Raw genomic sequence first — 12,928 nt, 5'->3', positions numbered from 1 at the left:
GATAGGTCAACTTAATAAGAGTTCATCATTTTCTTCTATTTAGATGCTTTGCATCGCAATGAAGTAAAAAGTTTTCTACATTCATTTGAAAGTTATTCATACAACAAAAAACCTCCTAGCTATTGGAATCAAAATTTCAATCCAATAAATAGAAGGTTTTTAAATTAACCGCCAATTACCTATGTACTTTATTGCCTACATACGTAATTCGTTGGTTATTAAATTTTATTATGAAATACGCTTAACACCTTGATACTACAGCGTTTACGAAGCCTTATGTTCAAGTCTCAGCTTATCCGCAACCATTGCGATAAACTCAGAGTTCGTAGGTTTTGCTTTTGACATGGATACTGTATAACCGAATAAGGACGAAATAGAATCAATATTCCCACGGCTCCAAGCTACTTCAATCGCGTGACGAATTGCTCGCTCCACACGGCTTGCTGTGGTATTATATTTCTTTGCGATATCTGGATACAATACTTTCGTAATCGATCCTAATAATTCGATATCGTTGTATACCATGGAGATTGCTTCTCGTAAATACATATATCCTTTAATATGAGCGGGTACACCAATTTCATGAATGATACTCGTAATACTCGCATCTAAATTTTTCGGTTTTCCATCTACTGTTGTTGCTGATCGGAATGATGGTAGTGGACGTTTAATCATAGCATTTGCTTTACCACTCACTTGACGAATATGACTCGTTAAATTCTCCATATCAAATGGTTTTAATATGAAATATGAGGCACCTAAGTCAACTGCTTTTTTCGTCACATCTTCTTGCCCGAATGCTGTCAACATAATTACGCTAGGCTGTTTTAACCTTTCAATATGTCGCATTTTTTCCAATACAGCTAAACCATCTAAGTGTGGCATAATAATGTCTAAAACGAGTACATCAGGTTGCTTATCTGTTAATAAGTTTAAACACTCTTGACCATTATAAGCAGTACCGATTACTTCCATATCATCTTGAGCAGCTACATAGCTCTCTAACATTGATACTAGTTCTTTATTATCATCCACAAGACATACTTTAATTTTCTCCACAGCTTTTCCTCCCTTACCGAATCGATTCTCCGACATGTGTATCCTTCTAGGCTACATGAATTGTTCGACAATTGTGTGAAAATTCCCTTTTAAAGTTTCTTACTTTCCGATAAAATCACAAAAAAATATGTTTATCGTTCATTTATTCCCTTTCGCAACACATTCCATCATAGAAATACAACGAAACGTTCAACCCTTTTCTTTTATTTTACAACAAAAAACACCTCTTGCGGAGCTTTTACAAAATTTCAACGAATTTTTCAACAGAAAAAGCGAGCTAATATGTATTAGCTCGCTTTTTTCTCTTGATCATAAATATTAATTCCAGCTTGATGTAACATCCATTCAATATGAACACCATATCCGGATGTTGGATCATTTACAAATACATGTGTAACAGCACCAATTACTTTTCCATTTTGTACAATTGGACTTCCACTCATTCCTTGTACGATACCGCCCGTTTTCGCTAATAGACGTTTATCTGTTACCTTTATTACCATACCCTTTGTAGCTGGGAATTTTTGCTGCACTGTACTAACAACTTCAATATCAAACGCTTCTACTTTATCTTGATCAATAACTGTTAATATTTTTGCCGGTCCTTCTTTTACTTGATGAGATAATGCGATAGGCATTGCTTTATCCATTATACCGTTTTTCATATTCGTATTTAATTTTCCAAAAATACCATATGGACTATTAATTGTAATATTGCCAATCACTTCACGATCTGGTGAAAATCTTGCTAATTTCTCGCCTGGATTCCCATGACTGCCTCTTTCAATTGATGTAACTGTCGAGCGCATAATTTGTCCATCTTCGACTTGAATCGGCTTTTTCGTATCATTATCAGAAATAACATGACCAAGTGCCCCATATTTCATAGAATCTGGATGAACAAATGTCATCGTTCCAATTCCAGCTGCCGAATCGCGGATATACAAGCCAATTCGATAAGACGATTCACCATTGTCTTTTTGTGGCGTTAGCTTCGTGCGAATATATTTTCCATCTCTTAACAATACAAGATTAAGCGGTTCACCTGTTTCTCCACTATTATGAATAAACGGTGCTACATCACTCATTCTTTCAATGGTTTTACCATTAATTTCAGTAATCATATCTCCAATTTGTACACCTGCTGTTTCACCAGGAGATATTTTACCTTTTTCAGTTTGAATTAAATGATGGCCTACAACAAGTACACCTTTTGTATTTAATTTCACACCAATTGATTGTCCACCTGGAATCACTTTAAAATCTTTTAACACTTTCACATTTACTTTTTTCACTGGAAAGCCCGCAAGCTGAAATACCATATCAGCTTCACCATTTTGATGAGAATTTACCATAAGTCCTTGTTTTTGTTCATTCGAACTCACTGTAAATACATGACGATTTGTGGATGAAGCTTTGAAAACTGGTAATGATGATATTTCTGATTGTTGTCCTTCAAAAACAACAAGTTGTTTCGGTGATGAAATAAACGTTCGAAGCGGTTTAAAACATCCAATAAAAACTAAAGAAACAAGGAGACAAAGACCTATTATTTTTCGAAATTTTTCTAATTTCAACTTGTTCACTCTCCTCGCTCCTACCCCACATTCAGCCTCTTGGCTTCACTTTTTAATCTCTCCTTGCAATGCTTTATTTATAACCGGAAGAATTAAGAAATCGTCATTTGAGAAAAAAAGCTATCCATTACTGGATAGCCTCTGCTGTCTGTTTAAAATGATGCGCTTGCGTAAGTAATTCTTTCGCATGCTCCGTCGTTAAATCTGTGATTTCCACACCAGAAATCATTCGAGCTATTTCTGTTACTTTATCCTCCATAGTTAAAACAGTAACTGATGTAATTGTCCGATCATTCGCTACTTGTTTTCGAATAAATAAATGCGAATCTGCCATTGAAGCTACTTGAGGTAAGTGCGTAATACAAAGTACTTGCGAGTTTACTGATACTCGATAAATTTTTTCAGCAATAGCCTGTGCGACCCGGCCACTTACACCCGTATCCACTTCATCAAAAATAACAGATGCAACCCCTTGATGCTTAGAAAAAATGCTTTTTAAAGCTAAAATGATACGAGATAACTCTCCGCCAGAAGCAACCTTTGAAAGTGGTTTTAGCGGCTCTCCTGGGTTGGTCGAAATATAAAATTCCACATGATCGTAACCATCTGCCGTAAGTCTTACCGGTGCACCTTCCACAAGGGGCTCTTCTGCATTTCCTTCTCTCTTCATAATTCTCACTTCAAATTTCGTTTTTTCCATATATAATTCTTTTAATTCCTGATGAATTGCATTTGTAAGGTGTTCTGCAAGCTCATGACGCATATTACTTAACAACGTTGCTTCTTTCAGAATAACACTTTCTAATTCCTTCAACTGTTTCTTCGTCGTTTCAATATGAACGTCTTTATTTTCAATTGTAAATATTTCTTGTTCAATTTTATCTGCATACGCTAAAATCTCTTCTACAGTATTTCCATATTTTCTCTTTAGCATACGAATTTCATTCAAACGTGTTTCGATTTCATCTAAACGATTTGGATCATATTCCATCATATCGAGCTTTTCTCTCAGTTGATATGCAACCTCTTCTAATAAGTAATAGCTATTTGCAATTGAATCATGATTCTCTTGATACATTTCATCTAAATGTGTAATACTTTCCATTTGTCCCATTGCGCTTCTTACATTATCTAATCCTTGTCCGTCAGCACTCAATGAACGATATGCATCACCTAATGCTTTATAAATCTTTTCAAAATTAGAAATTTGCAATCGTTCCTCAGTTAATTCATTTTCTTCATCCATCTTTAAATCAGCTTTGCGAATTTCTTCATGCTGAAATTGAATTAAATCTAAGCGATGCGCCATCTGTTGTTCATTTTCACTTAACGATTTCAATTGTTTTTTTAATTTTTCATAGTCAGCGTATACGTTTTGATATATGTCTAGTTGTTTAACGATTCGATCCCCATCAAAGTGATCAAGCATAAACAGATGTCGTTCTTCATTCATTAAATCTTGCGTTTCATGCTGTCCATGAATATCAACAAGTGTTTTCCCAATTTCTTTTAATATGCTAAGTGTAACAAGCTTCCCATTTACACGACATACACTCTTCCCGTTCGCAGCAATATCACGCTTTAAAATAATCATGCCATCTTCTATTTCTATATCTAACTCTTCTGCCTTTTCAATACATGGATGCTTATCATCTTCAACATAAAACAGCCCTTCAATCTCAGCCTTTTCTGTTCCATATCGAACAAATTCTGCTGACCCACGGCCACCTACAAGTAAACTAATCGCATCAATAATAATCGATTTTCCGGCCCCTGTTTCACCGCTTAAAACCGTTAAACCTTTTTGAAAAGAAATATTTAATGCTTCAATAATAGCAAAGTTTCTAATCGATAATTCCGATAACAATGCCCCATTCACCTCGTTATAAAATAATCCCTTACTAAAGGATTTTCTCATTTCTTCATTCAAATAATCATGCTATATATTTGTATGTATATACTCTTCTAACCCGCTTCATTGTACCAAACATTTGTTTTACGGGTCAATCCATCTATTTTCTAACTTTATGCAAACAAAATATTATATTACAATTGAAAAATCATATTTTTGACCAATAAAAATATCTTGTTCACTTCCCACTTTACGATGGAAAGCAAACAAGATTTTTTGTTACAACATATTTAAGAAACGATCAGAGACAACACCTGTATCGTCAGGTGTACGGCAAATAATTAAGCAAGTATCATCACCACAGATGGTTCCGATGATCTCATCCCACTCTAAATGATCAATAAGTGCTCCAAGTGAATGAGCGTTACCAGGCAATGTTTTTAGCACAAGCATATGTCCTGCCGTGTCTAATTTTACAAATGAATCCACTAGATTTCGTTTTAATTTTTGTAACGGGTTAAATCGTTGATCTGCTGGCAAGCTATATTTATAGCGCCCATCATGTAATGGCACCTTCACTAAGTGCAGTTCTTTAATATCGCGCGATACTGTTGCTTGCGTTACATTAAATCCCTCATTACGTAAAATATCAACTAATTCATCTTGTGTTTCAATTTCTTTGTTTGCAATAATTTCCCTGATTTTAATATGGCGCTGACCTTTATTCATACATTTGCACCTCACACTATCTCTTACCATAGTTTAAACATTGGTATACTTCACTTATTTATGTTAACTTATAATTCGTTTCTTGTACACAATTGTTTTTACAATCATTATACAATTACAGCAAAAAGAGGAACAACATATGTTATTCCCCTTTCCCTTTTTGTTTTAGAACGTCATGTGCTTCTGTAACAACTTGCTCTATAGAAATCGGAGAATGATTTTCGCCATTCTCACGTTCACCATGCCATTTCAGATGAATTAAAAATTCAATATTACCATCCCCACCCGTAATTGGTGAGAATGTTAAACCTTCCACATCATAGCCCTCTTTTAAAGCAAAATCGACAATCATTTCTACAACAGCTTCATGTACTTTTCTATCACGAACGATACCTTTTTTCCCAACTTGCTCTCTTCCAGCTTCAAACTGCGGTTTAATTAACGCTGCTACATCTCCGTTAGGCATAAGCATTGTTTTTAAAACTGGCAGTATAAGCTTTAATGATATAAATGAAACATCAATACTTGCAAATTGAGGTAAACCACGTTCTAAGTCTGCTGGTGTCACGTAACGGAAGTTTGTTCGTTCCATTACAACAACACGCTCATCCTGACGTAATTTCCACGCTAGTTGATTGTATCCTACATCTAATGCATAAGATAATTTCGCTCCATTTTGAAGCGCGCAATCTGTAAAGCCACCAGTTGATGAACCAATATCTATCATAACTTTATCTTGTAAATCAAGATGAAATGTCTCTAATGCCTTTTCAAGTTTATAACCACCACGACTTACATACGGCATAACTTGTCCCTTCACCGTAATCTCAGTATCTTGCAAGATTTTCTCTCCTGGCTTATCAAGTCTCATCTCATTTGCATATACGAGTCCGGCCATAATGGCGCGCTTTGCTTTCTCACGCGTTTCTATAAGTCCTCGCTCTACTAATAGTACATCTACTCTTTCTTTTTTTACGCTCATTTGTTACGCCCTTTTTTGTTTTGATGGAATCATTGTATGAATACGGTCTACAACAGCATCTGTCGTTAAACCAATTTCTTCTAATAATTTTGTTACACTTCCGTGCTCTATGAAGCGGTCTGGAATACCCATTCGTTCAACTAATGCACTATGGTAACCATTTTCAGATGCAAATTCAACTACTCCTGTTCCAAAACCACCGATTAAACAAGCTTCTTCAATCGTTAAAATCGGTATATTCTTCCCTAGAAGATCATGTAAATATGCTTCATCCATTGGTTTAATAAAGCGAGCATTCACTACTTTCACTGAAACCCCAGCTTTTTCAAGACGCTCAGCTGCTTCCATTGCCATTGGTATTGTCGTACCAAACGTTAAAATAGCTGCTTGTGTACCCTCTTTTAACGTCTCCCACGTACCGATTGGAATCGCCTTTAATTCTTCATCCATATGAACGCCAAGTCCATTACCACGAGCATAACGCAATGCGATTGGTCCATCTTCATATTGCATCGCCGTATAAACTAAATGTTGCCCTTCATTTTCATCTTTCGGCATCATAAGCACCATATTCGGCAAGTGACGTAAGAATGAGATATCAAATACGCCTTGATGCGTTTCACCATCTGCTCCTACTAATCCCGAGCGATCTATTCCGATGAAAACATTTAAATTTTGGCGGCATATATCATGAACAACTTGGTCATATGCTCTTTGTAAAAATGTCGAATAAATTGCTAAGAATGGCTTCATTCCTTGCGTTGCCATACCTGCTGCCATTGTTGTAGCGTGCTGTTCTGCAATACCTACATCAATCATACGATCTGGGAATTCTTTTTGGAATTTCTCAAGTTTTGATCCAACAGGCATTGCAGGTGTAATTGCTACGATACGCTCATCCGCTCTCGCTAGCTTAAGTACTGTTTCACTAACGACAGCACTCCATGCTGGTGCAACTTCTTTTGGCTTAACGAAGTCACCTGATTCAATTTTATAAGGTCCTGTTCCATGCCAAGTTCCAATAACGTCACTCTCAGCCGGTTTATAACCTTTTCCTTTTTTCGTAATAACGTGAACAAGTACTGGGCCTTTTGTTTTCTTTGCATATTGCAACGTTTCGAATAACTTTTCATAATCATGCCCATCGACTGGACCTAAATATGTAAAGCCTAACTCTTCGAAAAAGACACCAGATACTAGTAAATATTTAAGACTATCTTTTATTTTCTCTGCTGTCGCAGCCACTTTCCCGCCAACTGCTGGGATTTTCTTTAATATATACTCTAACTCATCTTTTACCCAGTGATATTTTCCTGCGGTACGTAAACGACCGAGTACATTATGAAGCGCACCAACGTTTGGTGCAATTGACATTTCATTATCATTCAAAATAACAATCATGTCTGTTTTTTCATGTCCAATATGGTTCAATGCCTCTAAGGCCATTCCACCTGTTAAAGCACCATCTCCAATAATTGGTATAACATATTCTTTCGTTTTCTTTAAATCACGTGCCAGAGCCATTCCCATTGCAGCCGATAACGAAGTCGAGCTATGACCAGTTTCCCATACATCATGCTCACTCTCGCAACGTTTCGGGAAACCACATAGACCTTGATATTGCCTTAATGTACCAAACTCTTTCGCGCGTCCAGTTAAAATTTTATGTACATAGGATTGATGTCCTACATCCCATAAAAATTTATCTTGCGGGCTATCAAATAATTTGTGCAGAGCAATTGTGAGTTCTACTACACCTAAATTAGGTGCAATATGTCCACCTGTTTGAGAGAGCTCTTCAATTAAAAACTTACGAATATCCTCACTCAATCCCTCTAGTTCACTGATAGACATATCTTTCAAAAAACTAGGGTTTTGAATTTGCGTTAGATCCACATGGATCACTCACTTTCATTTCATAATCTGTCAACATGTCAAATATTATAAAAAACATTTACACAAAACAAGAAATTCTCTTTTCTATTTTTCGTCTTGTCCCGCTATTAACCAGTCTATTGCGCCTTAATCCTATTATAAACCATATTTCTTTAGGCGATGAAAAAAATAGCCGCTAACACGAAGTGATAACGGCAATGTAATCTACATATATTTTTGCCAATAACAAGAAAAGAAAAACCTTTTCCTACATTTATATCATAAAATGATGAATGACTCAACAAATGAAAACGCTGTTATATTAGTTATTACGTTTTGCAATCAAATCGCAAATAGATAGTAAATATTCATCTTGTAATTGCAAGGAGCTAATTGCACCTTTTGCTTCTGCAATTGTTTCTTCTAAAATATCCTTTGCTCTATCTACAGTAAACAACGTCGTATATGTGCTCTTTTCATTAGAAAGATCGCTACCAATCGGTTTTCCAATCTCTTCTTCGGTGCCTTCGACATCTAAAATATCGTCTCGAATTTGGAAAGCTAGACCGATATATTTAGCAAACGTAAGCAACTTTTCTTCTTGCTCTTCTGTCGCATCAGAAAGTATCGCACCCGCAAGTACAGCAAATTCAAGCAGTTTTCCGGTCTTATGTTTATGGATGTACTCCAATTCATCAATCGTAAGGCGTTTCCCTTCAGCTTCCATATCTGCCACTTGTCCGCCAACCATTCCTTCTGGTCCTGCTGCTTTTGCAAGTTCAAGTACAAGTCTTACTTTTTTTTCTGCAGAAATTTCTTTTTGCTCATATGCCATAATAACTTGAAAAGCATACGTCAATAAGCCATCTCCTGCTAAAACTGCCATCGCTTCACCAAATACTTTGTGATTTGTGGGCTTTCCTCTTCTTAAATCATCATCATCCATACAAGGTAAATCGTCATGAACTAACGAATATGTATGAATCATTTCAAGAGCACAAGCTGCACCTACTCCAAGATTTCTTTCTTTCCCAAACGCTTGTAATGTTGCAAACAAAAGTAACGGGCGGAGACGTTTTCCACCCGCTTCTAAAGAATATGCCATCGCTTCACGAAGTACATTTGGACATTGTAATTCATTTGCATAGCTTACAAGTTTCTCTTCTACGAAAGTTTTACTTTCCTTCAAAAAAGTATCAAAAGCAATCGTCACTATGCTTCATCTCCTAAAGCAGTAAACGGTTCAAGCTCCCCATCTTCCCCAAGAATAACTGCCATTTGTTCTTGTACATTCTTCAACTTCTCATCACAAAGCTTAGATAATTCCATACCCTCTTTAAAATAAGAAATCGCTTCTTCTAAAGGTACGTCACCTTGTTCTAGCTTAGAAACAAGATGCTCAAGTTGCGAAATTGCCTCTTCAAAGCTTAATTTATTTTCCATTATTCAATTCACGCTCCTCTATGCCTGATACGCTACAATCTAGTATTCCATCTTGTAATTGAACTGAAACAGCATCTCCAAGGCTTACATCTTTCACACTTTTTAACACTTGCTTCTCTTCATCATATACAAGCCCGTACCCTCTCATCATTACTTTAAGCGGACTTAACGCTTCAAGTTTTTGAGCAGCTCTTACAAAGGCAAATTCTTTCGTTTGAAGTAACGTTTGCATTTCACGTTGTAATTGCTTTTGCAAAGTTTCAACAGCTACCTTCGTTTGAATAATTTTTTGAGATGGGTGGTGCTTCTCTAAATAAAATGAAAGTTGCTTTAACTGATTCACCTTTTTATCAATATAGCGCTCTTTCGCTAAAACAAGCTGTTCTAGCGCTCTATCTAATTGCTCTTCCTTTTGCTCATATACTTGTCTTGGATAACGGAACGCATACGATTTTTGCAACACTTGTAGTTTTTCTTCTTTTTTATGTACTAACTCTTTCATTGCTCTTTGCAATCTCAGAGTTCTTTGTAATACCTTTTCTTGTAACTCTATAATATTAGGTGCTGCTAGCTCAGCTGCTGCAGTCGGTGTTGGTGCGCGTAAATCTGCAACAAAATCTGCGATTGTAAAGTCCGTTTCATGGCCTACTGCCGAAATAATAGGAATTTCACTCTTAAAGATTGCTCTTGCAACCATTTCCTCATTGAAAGCCCATAATTCCTCAATAGAACCTCCACCACGACCAACGATTAGTACATCTATCTCTCCTATTTCATTCGCTGTACGAATCGCTTGTACAATCGAGGGAGCCGCTGACTCCCCTTGTACAAGTACCGGAAATACAATAACATTCCCAATTGGATAACGACGTTTAATCGTTGTTATAATATCACGAATCGCTGCTCCTGTTGGCGACGTAATCACACCTATTGTTTTAGCGTAAGGAGGAATTGCTTTTTTATAAACTTGAGAAAAAAGTCCTTCTTCTTCTAAGCGAACTTTTAACTGTTCGTACGCTAAATGTAAATTTCCGACTCCGTCAGGCTGCATGTCTTGAATATAAATTTGATAAGAACCACTCGCCTCGTAAACAGAGATTTTCCCTTTCACGAGTACCTTCATCCCATTTTCAGGTTTGAATTTAATATTACGATTATGACCCGCAAACATAACCGCTGCGATTCTTGCATTTTCATCTTTCAATGTAAAATACATGTGGCCACGGCTATGATTTTTAAAGTTGGAAATTTCACCTTTTAACCAAACAGACTGCAAATGCGGATCATATTCTATTTTTGTTTTTATATAGCGTGTTAACGCTGTAACGGTTAAATATTGCTTCTCCATTTCTCTCTCCTCATAGCCGACTCAAATTATTTACAAACGACACCTGCACGTTTGGCAGATTCAACAGTATTATGAAGAAGCATTGTGATTGTCATTGGACCAACACCCTTTGGCACAGGTGTAATGTAACCCGCAACATCTAACACGTTGTCAAAGTCAACATCACCACAAAGTTTTCCTGTTTCTAAACGGTTAACACCAACGTCAATTACAACCGCTCCTTCTTTAATATAATCCGCTGTTATCATTTTAGGTCGTCCAACAGCTACGATTAAAATATCAGCTAACTTCGATAACTCTTTCATATTTTGCGTCTTAGAATGACAATATGTGACAGTTGCATTTTCATTTAAAAACAATTGCCCCACTGGTTTACCGACAATATTACTTCTTCCAATTACTACTACATGTTTTCCAGAAATATCAAGATTTGTTTCTTTTACTAATTCTACAATACCATGCGGTGTACATGGAAGGAATGTATCTTGTCCCGTCATCATACGTCCCACGCTGATTGGGTGAAATCCGTCTACATCCTTTTCTGGTGAAATTCTTTCAATGATAGCTTTTTCTTCAATATGTTTTGGTAAAGGTAATTGCACCAATATGCCATTAATACGGTCATCGCCATTTAAGCGATCGATTTCAGCAAGCAAGCGTTCCTCAGTAATTGTTTCAGGAAGTTCAATTAGCTCTGAGTAAATCCCTACTTGTTCACAGCCTTTTTCTTTTCCTTTCACATAAGAACGAGATGCTGGATCTTCTCCAACTAAAATAACTGCTAACCCTGGTACAATACCTTGCTCTTTCAACTTCACAACTTCTTCTGTTAATTGTGCTCGTTTTTTCTCCGCAACTTCATTTCCTTTGATGATTACTGCTACCATTTTAAGATTCCCCCTTAAAGAATTTACAGTGTATCTTTTATATTAGATAAAACGCCGTTAATAAAACGACGAGATTCCTCATCCCCAAATGTTTTAGCAATTTCAATTGCTTCGTTAATTGTTACGTTGTGTGGAATTTCTTCCATGTATTTCATTTCATACACAGCTACACGTAAAATACTGCGATCAACAATGCTAATACGCTCAAGCTTCCACTTTTTTAAGTTTTGACGAATCGCTTCATCGATTGCTTCTTTATTTTCTACAAAACCTACTACAAGTGACTCTAGAAACTCATTTGTTTCTTCGCCTTCATCTAGCGTGTTTTCCACTGCTACTATCGGTTCTAATTCACCTGTAATATCCATTTGGTATAATGCTTGCATTGCTCTTTCTCTAGCCGTCCTACGTTTCATTGTAACTCTCCTTTATGCTTCAAGTCTTTCCTTATACTTTGTTATATTATTATAATTTATAAGCCGTCAATTCACTTACTCTTACAGTTTTCATTGATTTTCCAACCTTATAATACAATGATAATAACACAATTTATCGTTTCACACACGGGTTACAAGGCTGAAAAATAATAAAAAGATTAACTTCAAGTTCCATATCTTATCACAATGTACGTTTTTTGGAAAAACAACACATTTTCTTGTTTATTTCTTATTTTTTGAAATAGTATAATAATTAGAGGGTTGTAATTTGTGAAGAAATGAAACGATAAAAAAGATGCCTATGTTACTAGGCACCTTTTCATTCTTACACTGGTTCGATTTCTGTTTTTTGTGTTTCGAATGTTACGCCAACGATGTGAACATTCACTTCTTTTGGCTCAAGTCCTGTCATCGTAAAGAGTGCTTGGCGAATATTGTCTTGAATCTTTTGTGCAACAACTGGAATTGCTACACCAAAATACATTACAACATAAAGGTCAACGATAATATCTTCGTTTGCTAATTCAACCTTTACACCTTTACCATGATTTTTCTTACCTAACTTCTCAACAACATCTGTAGCAAAATTACCGCGCATTGCCGCTACACCTTCTACTTCAGCAGCTGCAATACCTGCAATTACTTCAATTACTTCTGGTGCAATTTCTACTTTACCAAGAGTTGTATCTTGACCCATATCTAACATATGTTCAGCCATGAAAAAAAACCTCCTTTAATG

Annotated in this window: 12 protein-coding genes; all 12 read right to left on the bottom strand. The window is 36.3% G+C overall.

Features of this window, described 5'->3' with window-relative positions; genetic code table 11:
* Positions 1-264 precede the first annotated feature (264 nt).
* On the bottom strand, positions 265-1,059 hold the full coding sequence (spo0A, locus tag BM089_RS12785) for a sporulation transcription factor Spo0A (protein ID WP_011110369.1): 795 nt from the start codon (positions 1,057-1,059) through the stop codon (positions 265-267).
* A 287-nt stretch (positions 1,060-1,346) separates the two neighbouring features.
* Entirely contained in the window at positions 1,347-2,645 is a 1,299-nt protein-coding gene (spoIVB, locus tag BM089_RS12775) for a SpoIVB peptidase (protein ID WP_002000940.1), read from the bottom strand.
* A gap of 118 nt (positions 2,646-2,763) precedes the next feature.
* Positions 2,764-4,503, bottom strand: a complete 1,740-nt coding sequence (gene recN, locus BM089_RS12770) for a DNA repair protein RecN (RefSeq protein ID WP_000947734.1) — start codon at positions 4,501-4,503, stop codon at positions 2,764-2,766.
* A 264-nt stretch (positions 4,504-4,767) separates the two neighbouring features.
* Complete coding sequence (gene argR, locus BM089_RS12765; protein ID WP_001032580.1) at positions 4,768-5,217, bottom strand: arginine repressor ArgR; 450 nt, start codon at positions 5,215-5,217, stop codon at positions 4,768-4,770.
* Positions 5,218-5,359: 142 nt separating this feature from the next.
* Positions 5,360-6,199: a TlyA family RNA methyltransferase gene (locus BM089_RS12760; protein ID WP_090977091.1), complete on the bottom strand. Its 840-nt coding sequence runs from the start codon at positions 6,197-6,199 to the stop codon at positions 5,360-5,362.
* 3 nt (positions 6,200-6,202) lie between these two features.
* Complete coding sequence (dxs, locus tag BM089_RS12755) at positions 6,203-8,095, bottom strand: 1-deoxy-D-xylulose-5-phosphate synthase (protein WP_000366452.1); 1,893 nt, start codon at positions 8,093-8,095, stop codon at positions 6,203-6,205.
* Positions 8,096-8,396: 301 nt separating this feature from the next.
* Complete coding sequence (gene ispA, locus BM089_RS12750) at positions 8,397-9,287, bottom strand: (2E,6E)-farnesyl diphosphate synthase (RefSeq protein ID WP_000150374.1); 891 nt, start codon at positions 9,285-9,287, stop codon at positions 8,397-8,399.
* Positions 9,287-9,517, bottom strand: coding sequence for an exodeoxyribonuclease VII small subunit (gene xseB, locus BM089_RS12745; protein ID WP_000428423.1), 231 nt, complete (start codon positions 9,515-9,517; stop codon positions 9,287-9,289). Before xseB ends, ispA begins: the two co-directional genes overlap by 1 nt.
* Complete coding sequence (gene xseA / locus BM089_RS12740; RefSeq protein WP_090977089.1) at positions 9,507-10,865, bottom strand: exodeoxyribonuclease VII large subunit; 1,359 nt, start codon at positions 10,863-10,865, stop codon at positions 9,507-9,509. The genes xseB and xseA overlap by 11 nt, the downstream gene beginning before the upstream one ends.
* 26 nt (positions 10,866-10,891) lie before the next feature.
* On the bottom strand, positions 10,892-11,752 hold the full coding sequence (gene folD / locus BM089_RS12735) for a bifunctional methylenetetrahydrofolate dehydrogenase/methenyltetrahydrofolate cyclohydrolase FolD (RefSeq protein WP_000226732.1): 861 nt from the start codon (positions 11,750-11,752) through the stop codon (positions 10,892-10,894).
* Between the two features lie 23 nt (positions 11,753-11,775).
* Positions 11,776-12,168: a N utilization substance protein NusB gene (gene nusB, locus BM089_RS12730; RefSeq protein WP_090977086.1), complete on the bottom strand. Its 393-nt coding sequence runs from the start codon at positions 12,166-12,168 to the stop codon at positions 11,776-11,778.
* A 346-nt stretch (positions 12,169-12,514) separates the two neighbouring features.
* Positions 12,515-12,907 carry an Asp23/Gls24 family envelope stress response protein gene (locus BM089_RS12725; RefSeq protein WP_000807630.1) on the bottom strand — a complete coding sequence of 131 codons (393 nt, stop codon included), beginning with the start codon at positions 12,905-12,907 and terminating at the stop codon, positions 12,515-12,517.
* Positions 12,908-12,928: the final 21 nt, after the last annotated feature.

The organism is Bacillus sp. 5mfcol3.1, assembly GCF_900114335.1.
Lineage (GTDB): Bacteria > Bacillota > Bacilli > Bacillales > Bacillaceae_G > Bacillus_A > Bacillus_A thuringiensis_S.
The sequence above is the reverse complement of the archived record's forward strand: the minus strand, read 5'-3'. Positions and strand labels throughout refer to the sequence as shown.

Bases quoted from the DNA above. Each gene is read 5' to 3' on its own strand.
- argR (WP_001032580.1), bottom strand. From the start codon at position 5,217: ATGAATAAAGGTCAGCGCCATATTAAAATCAGGGAAATTATTGCAAAC.
- BM089_RS12760 (WP_090977091.1), bottom strand. From the start codon at position 6,199: ATGAGCGTAAAAAAAGAAAGAGTAGATGTACTATTAGTAGAGCGAGGA.
- xseB (WP_000428423.1), bottom strand. From the start codon at position 9,517: ATGGAAAATAAATTAAGCTTTGAAGAGGCAATTTCGCAACTTGAGCAT.
- xseA (WP_090977089.1), bottom strand. From the start codon at position 10,865: ATGGAGAAGCAATATTTAACCGTTACAGCGTTAACACGCTATATAAAA.
- folD (WP_000226732.1), bottom strand. From the start codon at position 11,752: ATGGTAGCAGTAATCATCAAAGGAAATGAAGTTGCGGAGAAAAAACGA.
- nusB (WP_090977086.1), bottom strand. From the start codon at position 12,168: ATGAAACGTAGGACGGCTAGAGAAAGAGCAATGCAAGCATTATACCAA.
- BM089_RS12725 (WP_000807630.1), bottom strand. From the start codon at position 12,907: ATGGCTGAACATATGTTAGATATGGGTCAAGATACAACTCTTGGTAAA.